Genomic DNA, 17,281 nt, shown 5'->3' on the forward strand with positions numbered 1-17,281 from the left:
CCGTCCTCCACGCAACCGCAGTCAAGGAGACCGAGAGATGCTGGACATCGCCGAGGAGCTGAACCGGTGGGTCGAGCAGGGCCGTGACTTCGCCGTGGCCACCGTGGTGGCCGTCGGCGGCAGCGCGCCCCGCCGGCCGGGCGCCGCCCTGGCGGTGGACGCCGACGGAACGGCGATCGGCTCGGTCTCCGGTGGCTGCGTGGAGGGCGCGGTGTACGAGCTGTGCCGGCAAGCGCTGGAGGACGGGGAGTCCGTCCTCGAACGCTTCGGCTACAGCGACGACGACGCCTTCGCCGTCGGGCTCACCTGTGGCGGGATCATCGACATCCTCGTCACCCCGGTACGGGTCGGTGACCGGGTCCGGCCGGCGATCGCGGCCGGTCTGGAGGCCGCGGCCTCCGGCGGGGCCACGGCGCTGGCACGGATCGTGACCGGCCCGGCGGACCTCGTCGGCCGAGCGCTGGTCGTCCGCCGCCGTGAGGCTGACGAAAACGGTTCCCGCAACAGCGCCCCTTACGACGGCGGTTTCTACGAAGGCGGCTTCGGCGCCCATCCGGAGCTGGACCGTACGGTCGCGGCCGAGGCCGGCGCCTTTCTCGACGCCGGGCGCACCGGCACCCTGGAGATCGGCGAGCAGGGCTCCCGCTGCGGGGCGCCGCTCACGGTCCTGGTCGAGTCGTCCGTCCCGCCGCCCCGGATGATCGTGTTCGGCGCGATCGACTTCGCGTCGGCACTCGTGCGGGTCGGCAAGTTCCTGAACTACCGCGTGACGGTGTGCGACGCGCGTCCCGTCTTCGCGACCGAGGCCCGCTTCCCGGAGGCCGACGAGATCGTCGTCGAGTGGCCGCACCGGTACCTGGAGCGCACGGAGGTGGACGCGCGGACCGTGCTCTGCGTCCTCACCCACGACGCCAAGTTCGACGTCCCCCTGCTGCGGCTGGCGTTGCGGCTCCCGGTCGCCTACGTCGGCGCGATGGGCTCCCGCCGCACCCACCTCGACCGCAACATCCGGCTGCGTGAAGTGGGCGTGACCGAGCTGGAGTTGGCCCGCCTGCGGTCCCCCATCGGCCTCGACCTGGGGGCCCGTACGCCCGAGGAGACGGCGCTGTCGATCGCCGCCGAGATCGTGGCCGACCGGCGCGGTGGCAGCGGGGTCTCACTCACCGGCGCGCACACGCCCATCCATCACGACGCGACCTCGGTGCCGACGGGCCGGATCGGCTCGGTGGCCTGAGCCGCCGCACCGCGCACGGCCGGCTGGTCCGGCCAGGTGAACGCGTAGCGCGGGTCGCCGCCCCGGCTCAGCCGGACGTGGCGCAGCAGTTCGCGCGCGATGCCCGCGTTGCCCATCGCCCAGCCGGTCTGCGGTTCGAGGCGGTCCGGGGCGGGCCGGTGCGCGAGGTTGGACCAGCGCGCGCCGACCGCGTCCCGGGTCGCGCGGGAGACGAGGTCCGCCACGAGCGTCCGGGCGAAGCCGGGGGAGTCGCCCTGCTCGGCGATCCGGTCCGAGGCCAGCGCCAGCACCCCCGCCGTTCCGCAGCAGCGGCCGTTGTTGTCCCAGAACCCGGGCCGCAGCGGGCGCGGCAGCCCGGACCGGGTCACGGTGTGCCAGCAGCGGTCGGCGAGCTCTGCCCACGCGGGATCACCGAGCACGTCCCGCAGCAGCCGGAAGACCTGGGCGTCGCCGGCCGGTCCGTGACACCAGCCGTAGCTGTACCGCTCGACCACGTCGGGCCGGTGGTGCGGGTCGGAGTGCGGCACGAGGAATCCGTCAGGACCGTCCTCGTTTCGGGCGACGACGTCCGCGACGCCCGCCCGCCCGAGCTCCACCAGGTCCGTACGGCCGGTGGCGGTTCCGACGGCGGCCAGGGCGTACGCGATCCCGAGCGTGCCGTGCGAGACATGGTGCAGCCGGGCCGGCGCCCCGAGCTTGAACTCCCAGGTGACACCGCCCTCTCGGGTGGGCTCGGCGGTTTCCAGGTACGGCTCCAGCGCCCGCACGGCGAGGTCGGCGTCGCCGGCCGCCAGTGCGCCGAGGCCGATGCCCGCGTTGCCGCCCATCAGTTCGAACAGCACGCCCCAGCGCACTCCGTCGAAGTGCGACCGCACCCGCTCCAGGGCGCGGTCGGCGGCGGCGCCGGCGGTGTCGTCGCCGAGTTCGCGGTGGACGGTCCGCAGCATGAGGGCGATGCCGGTCAGCCCGAAGTACAGGGAGTGGTCCGGGTGGTCGTCGACGGCGTCCGCGAGGCTGCGGGCGGCGCGCAGGGCGGTGTCGGCCCAGGAGTCGTCGCCGAAGTGCCGCCAGGCCTCCAGGAGTACGGGTACGACCCCGGCCGTGCCTTTGTAGAGCTGCGGATCGATCGTGTCGTCCGAGGGTCCGACCGGCCAGCCGAGCCCGCCGCCCCCGGTGTCACGGGCGGTGCCCCGCAGCCAGCGCAGGGCGTCCACCGCGAGTTCCTCGATGTCGTCGGCTGCCGTCATGCCCCCAGCCTGGCACGGGCCTTGCGACTCTCGCACCGTCACCGGCCGCGGAGCAGCCGGTTGACCGCGCGCCCGAACACCGAGCGGGCCGTGGTCCGCAGAAGGGGGTCGAAGAGGGACGGGAGAAAGCGCACGCGCAACTCCTCCCGCCAGAGCACCCGGGTCCGCCCGCCGGGGCCCGGCAGTACCTCGATCTCGGCCCAGCCCAGGACGACCCGGCCGCGTTTCTCCAGCCGGCACCGGCCCGGCTCGTCCTCGGACGGCGGCTGCCACACGGTCACCTCCATCCGGTCGGCGAAGGCGAACGGGCCGAGACCCGAACGCGCCACGAAAACCGTGCCCTCACGGGTCGGCGCGGGGGTGAGCACGGCGACGTGGGTCAGCGGTACCACGTCACCGTGCCGGGACCACTGCGTCAGGCGACGCCAGGCGTCGTCCAGGGAGAGCGGTACCGTGCGTTCGAGCTGGAAGAAGACCACGCGCTGATCGTAGGGAGCAGAAGCCGTCCGACGGCGGATTACCCTCCGGCTCACAGGTTCGGACTCACCTTCGCGTGTGCCGGCCGGGTCAGCGGTAGACGTGCCCGGGCACCGCCGTCCCCGGCGCCAGCAGTTGGGGAACCGTCACGAAAACGTATCCGCGCCCTTTCAGCGCGTCGATGATCCCCGGTACGGCCGGCACGGTCCCGTCGTAGATGTCGTGCAGCAGGATGATGCCGTCCCGGTCGGCCTGGGCGAGCACCCGGCGTTGGATCAGTGCGGAGTCGGTCGTCGTGTAGTCCTTGGCGGTCACCGTCCACAGCACCTCGGCGAGGCCCAGTTCGCGGCAGATCTCGTGCACGGTCTCGTCGGTGCGGCCCTGCGGCGGACGCATCAGGGTGGGGCGCCGGCCGGTGAGGCGCTCTATCTCGTCGTTGGGGCGCTGGAGTTCCTCGCGTATCTCCCCCGGCGCGATCCTGGTGAGGATCTTGTGGTCCCAGGTGTGGCTGGCCACCTCGTGTCCCTCGGCGGCCATGCGGGTGACGAGCTCCGGGTACTTCTCGATGTGCCGCTCGCCCAGCAGGAAGAAGGTCGCCGGGACCTGTTTCTCCTTCAGGATGTCGAGCAGGCGGGCCGAGTTCTCGCTCGGGCCGGCGTCGAAGGTGAGGGCGATGCACTTCGCCTCACGACAGTCGACGGTGCCGAAGCGGGCGGCCTGGGTGGTGGCCGCGGGGCGGGCGCGGGCGGTGCTCGGGTGCGTGATGTCGGCGCCGCCGCAGGCGGTCAGCGTGACCGCCAGGCAGATGGCCGCCGCCGAGATGGCAACGGCCCGCAACCTGGCCCCCGTTTTCTTCATCTTCCTGGTCAGAGAAGGCATGTCGCGACTATACATAGAGCGTATACACCCTATGTATAGTCTCGGTCGTCATGCGCTCCTCAGGCCGGGCAGGGCCCTATTGGGCGTAGAACGTCGCGTCTCCCTTGTCCGTGGCCGTGCTCGGCGTCTGCACGTACAGCACGTAGTTGTAGTGACGGACATAGCGCCCGGCGTAGTTGTACGACTCGTACGAGACCCCCGCGGAGTCGGCGAGACCGGCCCGCCGGTAGAAGCTCGCGTCGGACGCGAACGCCGACGTGCCGTCGCTCTTCTCCAGCCACACCTCGAAGTTCTTGTGCCGCAGGTAGTAGCCCGGGAAGTTGGCCGACTCCAGGGAGACCGTGCCGGTGCCCGCGAGACCGGTGACCACCCGGAACTGCGAGTCGGCGAGCGGGCTGACCCCGGCCTCGATGCGGGCGCGGTACTCCCAGTGCCGGACGAACCGGTCCGCGTAGTTGTACGAGGAGAAGCGCTGGGGGGTGACCCCGTCGGCCACCGGGATGCCGAAGTCGGGGGTACCGTCCGCCTTCCAGTACACCTTCTGCACGCGGGTACGGCGGTTGGGGTCGTTCAGCGGGTCACCGGTGATGTCCTTGTAGCTGCGGTCGTGGTAGACGAGGATGTCGGACTTGCCGTCCTCGGAGACCGTGAACGAGTTGTGGCCCGGCCCGTACTGCGAGGTCGAGGCGTTCGAGGTGAAGACGGGCTGCGTCCCCTTGGTCCAGGACGCGGGGTCGGTCAGGTCGGCCGTCGCGGAGGCGGTCAGCATGCCCAGGCAGTAGTTGGCGTCGGTCGCGCTCGCCGAGTAGGTCATGAAGACCTTGCCGCCGTGCTGGATCAGCGCGGGACCCTCGTTGACCTTGTAGCCGATCGTCTCCCAGGAGAGCGTCGGCTGCGAGATCTCCGTCGGAGTCCCCGAGATCGTCCAGGGGTTGGTCATCTTCGCGATGAACAGACTGGTGTTGTTGTCCTCGGACGGGTTGCGCTGCGCCCAGGCGAGATAGCGGACGCCGTTCACCACGAACGTGGTGGAGTCCAGCGAGAAGCTCTCCCACGTGGTCTTGATCTGGCCCTTCTCGGCCCAGGTCGCGGTGAGCGGGTTGGTGCCGGTGCCTTCGAGGACGTACATCCGGATCGCCCAGACGTCGGTGGTGGACCCGGCCGCGAAGTACACGTACCACTTGCCGTCGATGAAGTGGATCTCCGGCGCCCAGATGTGGGCGCCCATGACCCCGCTGCTGTGCTTGGTCCAGATGGTGACCTCCTGGGCCGTCGACAGGCCCTGGATGGTCGTCGCCCGGCGCAGCACGATGCGGTCGTACGCGGGGACCGTGGCGGTGAAGTAGTAGTAGCCGTCGGTGTGCTTGAAGATGTGCGGATCGGCGCGCTGCTCCGCGATCGGGTTGGTGTACGTCACCGCGGGGGAGTCGGGCACGGCGGCCTGGGCGGGGGCGCCCACACCGGTGAGGACGGCCGCGAGGGCGACGAGGCCGGCCAGGATCAGCCGAACGGCGTTGCGTCTCAAGGGAGTTCTCCTGACGGAGGGAGTGGGGAGGGAAGGACGGGGAGGAGGAAGGGGGAAGGGGAGGAAGGGCGAGAAGGTGCCGGGCTCAGCTGGTGGGCACGAGGCGCCACTGCTGGCAGGTGTTGTTCAGCCACGTCCACTGCCGTACGTCGGTGCCGTTCGCGGTCCCGCAGTCGGCGACGTCGGCGACCTTGCCGCTGTTCTCGTTCACGAGCCGGACGTAGTCGCCGGTCGCGGTGAAGACGGGACGGAAACGCTGGCACTTGTTGTTCAGCCATGACCACTGGCGCAGGTCGGCGCCGTCGGCGGTGGAGCAGTCGGCGGTGTCCAGCACGCCACCGGTGGCCACGTTCACCAGCCGGCTGGTGTCGTCACCCTGGTCCTCGATCCGCCACTTCTGGTTGGTCCCGCCGGTGCAGGTCCACTGGAGGATGTTCGTGCCGTTGGCCGTGGAACCGCCTTCGACATCGAGGCACTTGCCGCTGTTGCGGTTGACGAGGGTGTACGAGGTCGGGGTGACCGCCGTCTCGCCGGACGGGCCGGGGAGCGTCGTGCCCAGGGCGACGGGGGTGCCGAAGTTCGGGGTGCCGTCGGCGTTCCAGGTGAACTTCTGGGCGCGGGTGGTCCGGCCGTTTCCGCAGCCGCCGCTCGCGGAGGAGTTGGCGTGGTAGACGATCCAGTTCTCGGTGCCGTCGGGTGAGGTGAAGAAGCCGTTGTGGCCCGGGCCGTAGACGCCGGCTGTGTCGTTGCGCTGGAAGACGGGCGTCTGTTTCTTGGTCCAGGACGCCGGGTTCAGCGGGTCACTGCCCGTCAACTCCAGTTGGCCGAGCTTGTAGTCGGCGGTCTGGCAGTAGCTGGCGGAGTAGCTGAGGAAGGTGCGGCCGTTGTGGTACAGCGGTTCCGGGCCCTCGTTGACGGGCGCGCCCACCCGTTCCCAGTCCAGGGTGGGGCTGGAAATCACCGTGAACGTGTTGCTGGACAGCGTGTACGGGTTGCTCATCGGCGCGATGACCAGGCTCTGCGCGCTGCCGTTCACGAAACCGCTTCCGACGAGATACAGGTTTCCGTTGGCCTGGAGCACACTGGCGTCGATCAGCCAGCCGCCCGGTGTGAGGTTGGAGCCGGTGAGGGAGCCCTTGTAGGTGTAGGGGCCCAGCGGGTCGGTGCCGGCGCTCTCCAGGACGTGGGTGCGCTGGGAGTCGCAGCAGGCGGTGCCGCCCTGGCCGGCCGAGTAGTACAGGTACCAGTGACCGTTGAACCGGTGGATCTCCGGCGCCCAGATGTTGGTGTTGCGGGTCGAGGTGGTGTCCGACCACACCTGCACGGTGGGCGCACTGGCGAGGCCCGCCAGGGTCGGCGCCTTGCGCATGCCGAGGACGCCCGTGAACGTCGTGGTGATCAGGTAGTAGTTGCCGTCGTAGAACTCCAGCCAGGGGTCGGCGCCCTTGGCCGACTTCAGCGGGTTGGTGTACGGGCGGCCGTCGGCCGCGGCCACCGGCTGGGTCGCCGCCACCAGGGCGACGAGGAGGGCCAGGACGCAGACGAGCAGGGGTCTGCGGCGGTACTTCCGAGGCATACAGGACCGTCCCTTGTCCGTGAAACTGCCTGTCCGGGATTTCGAACATGGTTCGTAACTTCGGCCAGAAGATAGGGGGCCCGCATGTCCTCGTCAATGGTTTCGACAGCCTCACCGGCACCGGCAACCCGTCGGGCAACAGCCGTCACCGCACGGCCGGGCGGCGGCGCAACGCGCCAGGGCGCCCGGCCCGGTCGCTGTGGACCGGGCCGGACGCCCTGGATGTGCCGGCCGTGTTTCTGCCGTTGTGCCGCAGTTCTGTTGTTCCTGTTGTTCCTGTTGTTCCTGTTGTTCCTGCTGGTCGTGCTGGCCCAGCTGGTCCTGCTGTTTCCGATCCTCCGGGGAGGCCGGGATCAGATCAGGTCGAACCGGTCGAGGTTCGAGACCTTGACCCACGCGGCGACGAAGTCGTTCACGAACTTCGCCTTCGCGTCGTCGCTCGCGTAGACCTCGGCGAGCGCGCGCAGCTCCGAGTTCGAGCCGAAGACGAGGTCGGCGCGGGTGCCGGTCCACTTGACCTCGCCCGTGGCGGCGTCGCGGCCCTCGAAGGTGGTCTGGTCCGAGGACGTCGACGACCACGTCGTACCCAGGTCGAGCAGGTTGACGAAGAAGTCGTTGGTCAGCTTGCCCGGCGTGTCGGTGAAGACGCCGTGCGAGGACTGGCCGTGGTTGGCGCCCAGCACGCGCAGACCGCCGACCAGGACGGTCAGTTCGGGGGCGCTCAGGGTCAGCAGGTTCGCCTTGTCGAGCAGCAGGAACTCGGCCGGCAGGCGGTTGCCCTTGCCGAGGTAGTTGCGGAACCCGTCGGCGGTCGGCTCGAGCGCGGCGAACGACTCGACGTCCGTCTGCTCCTGCGAGGCGTCCACGCGGCCCGGGGTGAAGGGGACCTCCACGGCGTGACCGGCGTCCTTGGCGGCCTTCTCCACGGCGGCGGCACCACCGAGGACGATCAGGTCGGCCAGGGAGACCTTCTTCGCGCCGGAGTTGAACTCCTGCTGGACGCCCTCCAGGACGCGCAGCACCTGGGCCAGCTCGTCCGGGTTGTTGACCTCCCAGCCGCGCTGCGGCTCGAGGCGGATGCGGGCGCCGTTGGCACCGCCGCGCTTGTCGCTGCCCCGGTGGGTGGAGGCCGACGCCCACGCGGTGGACACCAGCTGCGAGACGCTCAGCCCCGAGTCGAGGACCTTGGCCTTGAGCGCCGCGATGTCCTCGGCGCCGATGACCTCGCCCTCGGCCTGCGGCAGCGGGTCCTGCCACAGCAGGGTCTCCGCCGGGACCTCCGGGCCGAGGTACAGGGACTTCGGGCCCAGGTCACGGTGGGTCAGCTTGTACCAGGCGCGGGCGAAGGCGTCCGCGAACTCGGCCGGGTTCTCGTGGAAGCGGCGCGAGATCTCGCCGTAGATCGGGTCGAAGCGCAGCGCCAGGTCGGTGGTGAGCATCGTCGGGAGCTTCTTCTTCGACGGGTCGTGCGCGTCGGGGATGATCGCCTCGGCGTCCTTGGCCACCCACTGCTTGGCGCCGGCCGGGGACTCCGACAGCTCCCACTCGAAGCCGAAGAGGATGTCGAAGAAGTCGTTGCTCCACTGGGTGGGCTTGGAGGTCCAGGTGACCTCCAGACCGCTGGTGATGGCGTCGCCGCCCTTGCCGGTGCCGTAGGAGGACTTCCAGCCCAGGCCCTGCTGCGCGAGGGCGGCGGCCTCGGGGTCGTCGCCGACGTGGTCCGCCGGACCGGCGCCGTGGGTCTTGCCGAAGGTGTGACCACCGGCGATCAGGGCGACGGTCTCCTCGTCGTTCATCGCCATGCGGCGGAACGTCTCGCGGATGTCGCGGGCCGACGCCAGCGGGTCCGGGTTGCCGTTCGGGCCCTCGGGGTTGACGTAGATGAGGCCCATCTGGACGGCGCCGAGCGGGTTCTCCAGCTCACGGTCGCCGGTGTAGCGCTGGTCGTCGAGCCAGGTGGTCTCCGGGCCCCAGTACACGTCCTCGTCGGCCTCCCAGACGTCCGCGCGGCCGCCGCCGAAGCCGAAGGTCTCGAAGCCCATCGTCTCCAGCGCGACGTTGCCCGTGAGGATCATGAGGTCGGCCCAGGAGATGGACTGGCCGTACTTCTTCTTGACCGGCCACAGCAGACGGCGGGCCTTGTCGAGGTTGGCGTTGTCCGGCCAGCTGTTCAGCGGGGCGAAGCGCTGCTGACCGCGACCGCCGCCGCCACGGCCGTCACTGATGCGGTAGGTGCCGGCGCTGTGCCAGGCCATCCGGATCATCAGCGGGCCGTAGTTGCCGAAGTCGGCGGGCCACCAGTCCTGCGAGGTGGTCAGCACCTCGGCGATGTCCTGTTTCACGGCCGCCAGGTCGAGGGCCTCGAACGCCGCGGCGTAGTCGAACTCCGCGCCGAGCGGGTTCGCCACGACGGGGTCCTTGGCGAGGATCTTCAGGTTGAGGCGCTCCGGCCACCACTGGCGGTTGCCGCCGCCCTGGGTGGGGTGCGCGGCGCGACCGCCGTGCGCGACCGGGCAGCCACCTGCCTCCGCCGCCTTCGAGTCGGTCACGATCGCATCATGGTTCTCGGTCATGGGGGAATCCTTCTGGGCTGGTCGGATCACATGCTCAGGTACCGCAGGCGTCGGGTCCCGCGGGCGCTCAGGTGCTGGGGGCGGTGGAACAGTCGGGGCACAGGCCCCAGTAGATGACCTCGGCCTCGTCTATGGCGAAGCCGCGGTCGTCCGAGGCGGTCAGACAGGGGGCGTGCCCGACGGCGCAGTCGACGTCGACGACCGCGCCGCAGGACCGGCAGACGAGGTGGTGGTGGTTGTCCCCCACGCGTCCCTCGAACCGGGCGGGGCTGCCCGGGGGCTCGATGCGGCGCACCAGCCCGGCCGTGGTCAGCGCGTGCAGGGCCTCGTACACGGCCTGGAGGGAGATGTGGCCCACGCGGCCGCGCACCCCCGTGGCGATCGCCTCGACACCGAGGTGGTCGCCCTCCCGGACGGTCTCGAGCAGGGCCACACGGGCGGCCGTCACCCGCAGGCCGACACCGCGCAGCTCCTCGGCGGTGGTCGGTGTACGGGGTGCTGTCATGGCGTCGAACCTACTTCATAAACACGAACCATTCAAGAAAACGAACGGTGCAAGTCTGGGAAACGGCACACGTCAGAGAAACGAGGCGAGCCCGTCGAGGAGCCTGTCTACGTCCTCGGTGTCGTTGTAGGGCGCGAGCCCCACCCGCAGCGCGGGATCGTCGAGCTTCAGCGCGGTGAAGGCCTCGTAGGCGTAGAACGAGCCCGCCGGGGCCACGACACCCCGTGTGGCGAGATGCGCCTGTGCCTCGCGTGCGTCCCGGCCCTCGAAACTCATCAGAACGGTCGGGGTGCGGTCCTGCGCCCTCGAGTGGACGGTGACGGCGTCGCCCAGCGCGCGCAGCCCCTCCTCCACCCGGGCGCGCACCACGTTCTCGTGCTCGTGCAGGGACCGCAGCGACCGCGCCAGCCGCTCCCTGCGCGACCCCGCCGTCCCCGGGGCGTCCCCGGGCACTCCCGGCCGCCCCGGCTCGATCGGGTCGAGCGCGGCCAGGAAGTCCACGGCGGCGGTGGCGCCGGCCAGGATCTCGTAGGGCAGCGTCCCGAACTCGAAGCGCTCCGGCACGGTGTCCGGCGACGGCAGCAGCTTGTCCGGTACGAGCGCTTCGAGGACGTCGGGCGAACCGGCGAGCACCCCGCAGTGCGGACCGAGGAACTTGTACGGCGAGCAGACGAACAGGTCGGCTCCCAGTGCGGGCACGTCCACCAGGTGATGTGCGGCGTAGTGCACCCCGTCCACGAACACCACGGCGCCCACCTCGTGCGCCCGGTCCGCGATCCGGCGCACCGGGGGCCTGGTGCCCAGCACGTTCGAGGCCGCCGTCACCGCGACCAGCCGGGTCCGGGCCGACAGCGCCCGCTCGTAGGAGCCGAGGTCGAGTTCCGTGGTCGCGCCGTCGATCTCGATCCAGCGGACGGTGACCCCGGCGCGCTCCGCCGCCTGGATCCAGGGGCGCACATTGGCGTCGTGGTCGAGCCGGCTGAGGACGATCTCGTCGCCGGGCCGCCAGCCCTTGGCCAGCGTCCGGGAGAAGTCGTACGTGAGGTGGGTGGCGCTGCGCCCGTGCACGACGGCTGTCTCCGGCACGCCCAGCAGGTCGGCGTAGGCGGCCCGGAAGCCGGCGACGGCCTGTTCGGCGTTGCGCTCGGACGCGCTGACCAGCCCCCGGTTGGACAGCGGACCGGTCATCGTGCTGGTGACGGCCTCGGCGACGGGGGTGGGCGTCTGGGTCCCGCCCGGTCCGTCGAAGAAGGCGAGACCCTGTGCGAGGGACGGGAAGTGCGCCCGGAGGGCGGCGACATCGATGGCCATGGCCCGACTCTGGCACCCGGGCCCGCGGCCCACCAGGGAGCCACGACCGGCTCTCGCGGTCCGTCGTGTCGCGAGGGGCTGGACGGGAGCGAAGACTTCGGCGCGGCCGTGGTGATCGCGGGGCCGGCCCCGACCCGGGCCGAGGCCGCGCACCTCGCGCACGACCCGGCGCGCTCCACGCCCTGGCCCGCGAGGGAGAGCGGACCGACGACCTCCTCTTCGGGCCGCTCGCCCCGCGGTGCCGTGGTCATCGGAGTGCCGCGGTCAGTCGCGCTGTCCCGGGGGCGGTTTCACCAGCCCGCTCCGGTACGCGACGACGACGAGCTGGGCGCGGTCGCGGGCGTCGAGCTTGGTCATGGCGCGATGGATGTGACTGCGTACCGTCAGCGGGCTCAGGAAGAGCTCGGCGGCGATCTCCGCGTTGGACCTGCCGTACGCGGCCAGGGCCATCACCTCGCGCTCGCGGTCGGTCAGGGCCTTGAGGACGTCGGGGAGCGCGGGGACGTCGTCGGTGTCCGGGCCGGCCAGGAACCGGGTGATGAGGGCCCGGGTGGCGAGCGGGGAGAGGAGGGAGTCACCGGCCGCCACGGTGCGGATGCCCGACAGCAGGACCTCGGGGCTGACGCCCTTGCCGAGGAAGCCGCTCGCGCCCGCGCGCAGCGCCTTCGCGACGTTGCGGTCGTCCTCGAAGGTGGTGAGGACGAGGATCCGGGTCCCCGACAGCTCCGGCCGGGCGCAGATCGCGGCGGTGGCCGCCACTCCGTCGACGTTCGGCATCCGGATGTCCATGACCACCACATCGGGCCGGTGCGTCTCGGTGCGGTCGACGGCTTCCTGCCCGTCGGCGGCCTCCGCGACGACGGTCATGTCCGCGACCGACTCGATGAGGATGCGGAAGGTGGCCCGGAGCAGGGCCTGGTCGTCGGCGAGCAGGACACGGATGGTCATGAGGCGGGACTTTCGTCGGGACGGTCGAGCGGAAGGGTGCAGGCGACCTCGAAGCCGCCCCGCGGGCGGTGACCGGCGTGGAAGGTGCCGCCGGCCGCCGCGGTGCGCTCGCGCATGCCGAGCAGCCCGAAGCCGCGCCCCGGACCGGGCACGGGTGCGGGACGGCCGGGGACGGTGTCGTTGGTGACGGTCAGGGTCAGGTAGTGCGGGGTGTGGGCGACCCGGACCCGCGCGGTGCGGGTCGCCGCGTGCTTGCTGACGTTGGTGAGCGCTTCCTGGACGATCCGGTAGGCCGTCAGGTCGAGGACGGGGGGCAGCGGGCGCGACGGGCCCTCGACGGTGACGGTCACCTCCAGGCCGGCCGCCGAGCAGGCGTCGACCAGGTCGGGCAGCTGCCCGAGTCCCGGTGCGGGCGTCAGGTCGGTCGCGGGGTCGGTGTCCTCGCGCAGCAGTCCCACGGTCGCCTTGAGCTCGCGCAGCGCCGCGGCCGTCGTCTCCGGAAGCCTGCCGATGATCTCGAGGGCCTTGCCGGGGTCGGCCCGTGCGAGGTGGGCGGCGGTGCCGGCCTGGGCGTCGGCCAGGGTCAGATGGTGGGCGACCACGTCGTGCAGCTCCCGCGCGATGCGCATCCGTTCCTGGATCACCCGGTGCCGTGCCTCCTCCTCGCGTCGGCGGTCGGCGTGCTCGGCACGGGCCACCGCGTACTCGCGACGGACCCGGACGTAGGCGCCGAAAGCCGCGGACATCAGCACCCAGGCCGCCGGGTTGACGATGGACAGCATCGGCGAGTCGTGGAACGAGGGGACGAACAGACCGGTGACGGCGATGCCACCGGCCGCCGTCAGCGCGCTGTTCCGGGCGGCGCGGCGAGAGGTCCGCACGCTCGCCGAGTACTGCGCCCACAGGAGCGGCCCCATCACCAGCGGTGTCAGGAGGTAGCCGAGGGCACCCTGGCCCATCGTGCACAGCAGGGTGACGGCGAGGACCGGAAGGGGGCGGTCCAGGCGCCGGTGCAGGGCGGCGCAGGCGACGACGGACAGGGCGACACCGGGCCACAGGTCCGGCGTCTCGGGCATCACCGCCCGGGTGAGGACGACACCCGAGACGGTGAAGACGGACAACAGGACCAGCGTCGTCGCCTCGACGGCCCTCGGGCGGGTCGCTGCCCGGCGCTGCCAGCTTGTGCTCATCACGCTCCGAGACGTTCAAAGGCAGACATACTCACACACCCTCGGCCACGGCGCCGTGCTGTCCGGCGCCTTGGCCCGGGGCGGGTGGGGAAGGGGTCACCGGGGACGCACCCGGGGCCGGACCTCAGGTGCGGGCCGGTTCCTGCGGCGCGGGCTCGCCCCCCACCCGTCCGGCGGCGGGCACCGGCGGCACGGTGAGCCCGACGCCCTCGACGTCGACCCGCGGCAGCAGCCGGTCGAGCCACCCGGGCAGCCACCACGCCCGGTCGCCGAGCAGGGCCAGCACCGCGGGGACGAGCGCCATACGGACGACGAAGGCGTCGAACAGCACGGCGACGGCCAGACCGAAACCGATGGTCTTGATCATCGACTCGGCGGCGCCGACGAAGCCGGAGAAGACCGCGATCATGATCACCGCCGCCGCGACGACCACCCGCGCACTGTGCCGGAAACCGGTGACGACCGCCTGGGGAGCCCGGTCCCCGTGGACGTACGCCTCCCGCATCCGGGCCACCAGGAACACCTCGTAGTCCATCGCCAGGCCGAAGACGATGCCCACCAGGAAGATCGGCATCAGGCTCATGATCGGACCGGTCTGCTCCACCCCCAGCAACTCCGCGCCCCAGCCCCACTGGAAGACCGCCACGACCGCGCCGAGGGCGGCCAGCACCGACAGCAGGAACCCGAAGGCGGCCTTGACGGGCACCAGCACGGACCGGAAGACCACCAGCAGCAGGAGCAGCGCCAGGACGACGATGACGGCCAGGTAGGGGACGAGCGCGTCCTGAAGGGCCTGCGCCACGTCGACGTTCATCGCGGTGCTGCCGGTGACCTCGAAGGTCGCCCCCGTCTCCCGTTCGAGACCGGCCCGTTCCGCGCGGATGGCCCTGACCAGGTTCTTGGTGTCCTCGGTGTTCGGACCGGCGGTCGGGACCGCCGAGAACAGCGCGGTGTCACCGGCCTCGTTGAACCGCGGGGCGGAGACGGACACGACCCCGCGGGTCGCGCCGATCTCCCGGGCGATCGACTGCGCGGCCGCCTTCGGTCCGGCCGCGCCCCTGACGTCCGCGACGATCGTCAGCGGCCCGTTGAAGCCCGCGCCGAAGCCGTCCGCGAGCGCGTCGTAGGCGCGCCGTTCCGTCGACGAGACCGGCTTGGACTCGTCTCCCGGCATGCCCAGCTCCAGGTCCGCGGCGGGCAGCGCCAGCACGCCGAGGCCCACGACAGACGCCACCAGCACGGCCACCGGGCGGCGCAGCACGAACCGAGCCCACCGCGAACCGCCGTTGTCGGCCGGCCGTTCCGCGCGGCCGACCTTGCGCGCCGCGCGGGAGAGGACGGCCTCGGGCCACATGCCGAGCAGGGCGGGAACCAGGGTGAGAGCGATCAGGACGGCGACGACCACGGCGCCCGCGGCGCACAGGCCCATCTTGGTCAGCATCGGAACGCCGACCACCGACAGGCCGGCCAGCGCGATGACGACGGTGAGACCGGCGAAGACCACGGCGGAGCCGGCCGTGCCGACGGCGAGCGCGGTCGCCTCGCGCGGGGCGTGGCCGCCCGCGCGTTCCTCCCGGTAGCGGGAGACCACGAAGAGGGCGTAGTCGATGCCGACCGCGAGGCCCAGCATCGTGGCGAGCGTGCCGGTGGTCAGGGACAGGCCGAAGGCGCTGCCGAGGGCCATGATGGACGCCATGCTGATTCCGACGCCGATGACGGCGGTGAGCAGCGGCAGGCCGGCCGCCGCGAGCGAGCCGAAGGTGATCAGCAGGACGACGGCGGCGAGGACGATGCCGATGGCCTCCGAGGAGCCGCCCGCCGCGGGCTGGGTGGCCAGCGCGGTGCCTGCGACCTCGACCGTGAGGCCGGAGGCGCGGGCCTTGGCGACGGTCGTCTCCAGGGCCGTCCTGTCGGCGTCGGTGAGGTCGTCGGCCTTCACCTTGTAGCTCACCGTGGCGTAGGCGGTCGAGCCGTCCTTGCTCACCGCGCCCGCCTCGAACGGGCTCACGACACTCGCGACCTGCGGTTCTTCGGCCGCCTCGGTCACCAGCGCGTCGACGGCGGCGCGGTGGCCGGCCGCGGTCACCTGCCGGCCGTCGGGCGCGACGAACACGATCCGCGCGTCGGCACCGTCGGCGTCCGAGCCCGGGAACCGCTCTCCGATGAGGTCGAACGCCTTCTGCGCCTCGATGCCGGGCATGAAGGAGGTGCCGTCGTCGGAGGCGGCGGGAGCCTTGGCGGCGCCGAGTCCGACGGCACCGAGGATCACCGCCCACAGCAGTGTCACGAGCCGGCGCCGCTGGAAGGCGGTCCGGCCCAGCCGGTAGAGCAGGGTAGCCACGGGAAAGGGATCTCCAGGTCTGGGTTCGGGTGGACGACCAGCCTGGCTCGTGGGGGTGCTCCGGGGCATCGTGCCCGTGTGGGCACTCCCGCCTGGTGCCGGTGTATGAGCCGACGCTCCGCCGTCCTCCTCCAGGAGGACCCCCGCGTACCGCTCGGGCAGGAGGCCCGGGACCGTTCGTGGACCGACGCGACGAATTACGCGACGAATGCCGGACAGAGGACTACGACTGACCTGACCTGACCTGACCTGTGCCGTCGAGAGGTCCTCGCATGCATTCCGTACTCGACCGCGCGCTCGACTGTGTCGTCGGCGCGCTCGGGAAGACCACCGATACGACCGGAGTCACCCTGCACCGTTCCCCGGACACGGGACGGGCGCGGCTGGCCGACCGGGCGTTCGACTTCAACAGCGCCGTGCCGTCCGGAGTGCGGTTGGAGATGCTCACGGACGCCACCGAGCTCGAGCTCGACGCCCGGCTGACCGTGGTCCTCCCCCTGGGCATGCCGTCCACCGGCAGCGCCTTCGACCTGGTGGTCGACGGTGAACTGCGCGAACCGGTGGTGGCGACGGAACAGAGCCCGATCGACCCGGCCTTCTTCGACCCCGCCACCGGCTCGCCGGAGGCCGGACCGGCCGAGCCCGCGACCGTGCGCTTCCGTATCGGCCCGCGGGCCGGCGAGCGACGTGTGGAGATCTGGCTGCCCGTCACCCCGGCCGTCACGCTGATCGACGTCCGAGTCCCGGACGGGGCGTCGGTGCGTCCGGCTCCGCCGAGCGGCCCCCTGTGGGTGCACTACGGCAGCTCCATCAGCCAGTGCTCGGACGCGGACCGCCCGACCGCCACCTGGCCGGCCGCCGTGGCCCGCTCGGCCGGCCGGTCCCTGGTCAACCTCGGCCTCGGCGGGCAGTGCCAGCTCGACCCCTTCATGGCCCGTGCCGTCCGCGACCTGCCCGCGAGCGCGATCAGCCTCGAACTGGGCATCAACGTCCACAACGCCGACAGCATGCGGGAACGGGCCTTCGTCCCGGCCTTCCACGGTTTCCTCGACACGATCCGCGACGGGCACCCGTCCACACCGGTCCTGGTCATCAGCCCCATCGTCTGCCCGGCCGCCGAACAGCGGCCCGGTCCCACGCTGGTGGGCCCCGACGGGATGGTCCGCACCGTCGACCGCCCCGTCGAACTCGCCCTCGGCGCCCTCACGCTCGCCCGCATCCGCGCGTTGCTGAGCGAGCATGTCGAGCAGCGTCGCAAGGACGACGACGACCGGCTTCAACTCATGGACGGGACAACGCTGTTCGGGCCGGATGACGTGGCCGACCTGCCCGACGGCCTGCACCCGAACGCGGCCGGCTACGCCCGTATGGCCGAGCGCTTCCTGCCACTTTCCTTCGGTGGGGCAGGCGCGTTCGGGTGACCGGGAGGCGGTGGCGGGGGCGACTCCCTCGCGTGATGCCGACCTTCACGTGCG

The 17,281-nt window shown here is 71.6% G+C and carries 13 protein-coding genes; 2 read left to right on the plus strand and 11 right to left on the minus strand.

The genetic code is table 11. From position 1 onward, the window contains the following. Nucleotides 1-37: 37 nt before the first annotated feature. Nucleotides 38-1,234: an XdhC family protein gene (locus OG736_RS33840; protein WP_327185755.1), complete on the plus strand. Its 1,197-nt coding sequence runs from the start codon at nucleotides 38-40 to the stop codon at nucleotides 1,232-1,234. Here the strand turns inward: OG736_RS33840 and OG736_RS33845 are convergent. From OG736_RS33845 to OG736_RS33895, 11 genes are all read right to left on the minus strand, one after another. Further along, nucleotides 1,186-2,481 carry a lanthionine synthetase LanC family protein gene (locus OG736_RS33845; RefSeq protein WP_327185756.1) on the minus strand — a complete coding sequence of 432 codons (1,296 nt, stop codon included), beginning with the start codon at nucleotides 2,479-2,481 and terminating at the stop codon, nucleotides 1,186-1,188. The two genes, OG736_RS33840 and OG736_RS33845, sit on opposite strands and share 49 nt — an antisense overlap. Before the next feature lie 38 nt (nucleotides 2,482-2,519). After that, a complete protein-coding gene (locus tag OG736_RS33850) occupies nucleotides 2,520-2,960 on the minus strand; it encodes an SRPBCC family protein (protein WP_327185757.1) in 441 nt (146 codons plus the stop codon). A gap of 88 nt (nucleotides 2,961-3,048) precedes the next feature. Beyond that, entirely contained in the window at nucleotides 3,049-3,816 is a 768-nt protein-coding gene (locus OG736_RS33855; protein WP_442817202.1) for a polysaccharide deacetylase family protein, read from the minus strand. A 97-nt stretch (nucleotides 3,817-3,913) separates the two neighbouring features. Further along, nucleotides 3,914-5,362 carry a family 43 glycosylhydrolase gene (locus OG736_RS33860; protein WP_327185759.1) on the minus strand — a complete coding sequence of 483 codons (1,449 nt, stop codon included), beginning with the start codon at nucleotides 5,360-5,362 and terminating at the stop codon, nucleotides 3,914-3,916. A gap of 85 nt (nucleotides 5,363-5,447) precedes the next feature. Further along, nucleotides 5,448-6,938 carry a family 43 glycosylhydrolase gene (locus OG736_RS33865; RefSeq protein ID WP_327185760.1) on the minus strand — a complete coding sequence of 497 codons (1,491 nt, stop codon included), beginning with the start codon at nucleotides 6,936-6,938 and terminating at the stop codon, nucleotides 5,448-5,450. Between the two features lie 353 nt (nucleotides 6,939-7,291). Continuing rightward, complete coding sequence (gene katG / locus OG736_RS33870; RefSeq protein ID WP_327185761.1) at nucleotides 7,292-9,511, minus strand: catalase/peroxidase HPI; 2,220 nt, start codon at nucleotides 9,509-9,511, stop codon at nucleotides 7,292-7,294. A gap of 67 nt (nucleotides 9,512-9,578) precedes the next feature. Continuing rightward, on the minus strand, nucleotides 9,579-10,016 hold the full coding sequence (locus tag OG736_RS33875) for a Fur family transcriptional regulator (protein ID WP_310434328.1): 438 nt from the start codon (nucleotides 10,014-10,016) through the stop codon (nucleotides 9,579-9,581). Between the two features lie 72 nt (nucleotides 10,017-10,088). Next, nucleotides 10,089-11,327, minus strand: coding sequence for a cysteine desulfurase-like protein (locus tag OG736_RS33880; RefSeq protein WP_327185762.1), 1,239 nt, complete (start codon nucleotides 11,325-11,327; stop codon nucleotides 10,089-10,091). Nucleotides 11,328-11,591: 264 nt separating this feature from the next. After that, entirely contained in the window at nucleotides 11,592-12,275 is a 684-nt protein-coding gene (locus OG736_RS33885; protein WP_327185763.1) for a response regulator transcription factor, read from the minus strand. Continuing rightward, on the minus strand, nucleotides 12,272-13,465 hold the full coding sequence (locus tag OG736_RS33890; RefSeq protein WP_327185764.1) for a sensor histidine kinase: 1,194 nt from the start codon (nucleotides 13,463-13,465) through the stop codon (nucleotides 12,272-12,274). The genes OG736_RS33885 and OG736_RS33890 overlap by 4 nt, the downstream gene beginning before the upstream one ends. Before the next feature lie 124 nt (nucleotides 13,466-13,589). Further along, complete coding sequence (locus tag OG736_RS33895) at nucleotides 13,590-15,806, minus strand: MMPL family transporter (RefSeq protein ID WP_327185765.1); 2,217 nt, start codon at nucleotides 15,804-15,806, stop codon at nucleotides 13,590-13,592. Nucleotides 15,807-16,078: 272 nt separating this feature from the next. On the opposite strand from OG736_RS33895, the gene OG736_RS33900 reads away from it, so the two are divergent. After that, entirely contained in the window at nucleotides 16,079-17,227 is a 1,149-nt protein-coding gene (locus OG736_RS33900; RefSeq protein WP_327185766.1) for an SGNH/GDSL hydrolase family protein, read from the plus strand. Nucleotides 17,228-17,281: the final 54 nt, after the last annotated feature.

The sequence above is a fragment of the Streptomyces sp. NBC_01334 genome (genome assembly GCF_035983595.1).
Taxonomy (GTDB): domain Bacteria; phylum Actinomycetota; class Actinomycetes; order Streptomycetales; family Streptomycetaceae; genus Streptomyces; species Streptomyces coriariae.

Excerpts from the sequence above, each read along its gene's own strand:
- OG736_RS33840 (WP_327185755.1), top strand. The coding sequence starts at position 38 with ATGCTGGACATCGCCGAGGAGCTGAACCGGTGGGTCGAGCAGGGCCGT.
- OG736_RS33845 (WP_327185756.1), bottom strand. The coding sequence starts at position 2,481 with ATGACGGCAGCCGACGACATCGAGGAACTCGCGGTGGACGCCCTGCGC.
- OG736_RS33855 (WP_442817202.1), bottom strand. The coding sequence starts at position 3,816 with ATGAAGAAAACGGGGGCCAGGTTGCGGGCCGTTGCCATCTCGGCGGCG.
- OG736_RS33865 (WP_327185760.1), bottom strand. The coding sequence starts at position 6,938 with ATGCCTCGGAAGTACCGCCGCAGACCCCTGCTCGTCTGCGTCCTGGCC.
- katG (WP_327185761.1), bottom strand. The coding sequence starts at position 9,511 with ATGACCGAGAACCATGATGCGATCGTGACCGACTCGAAGGCGGCGGAG.
- OG736_RS33875 (WP_310434328.1), bottom strand. The coding sequence starts at position 10,016 with ATGACAGCACCCCGTACACCGACCACCGCCGAGGAGCTGCGCGGTGTC.
- OG736_RS33880 (WP_327185762.1), bottom strand. The coding sequence starts at position 11,327 with ATGGCCATCGATGTCGCCGCCCTCCGGGCGCACTTCCCGTCCCTCGCA.
- OG736_RS33885 (WP_327185763.1), bottom strand. The coding sequence starts at position 12,275 with ATGACCATCCGTGTCCTGCTCGCCGACGACCAGGCCCTGCTCCGGGCC.
- OG736_RS33890 (WP_327185764.1), bottom strand. The coding sequence starts at position 13,465 with ATGAGCACAAGCTGGCAGCGCCGGGCAGCGACCCGCCCGAGGGCCGTC.
- OG736_RS33900 (WP_327185766.1), top strand. The coding sequence starts at position 16,079 with ATGCATTCCGTACTCGACCGCGCGCTCGACTGTGTCGTCGGCGCGCTC.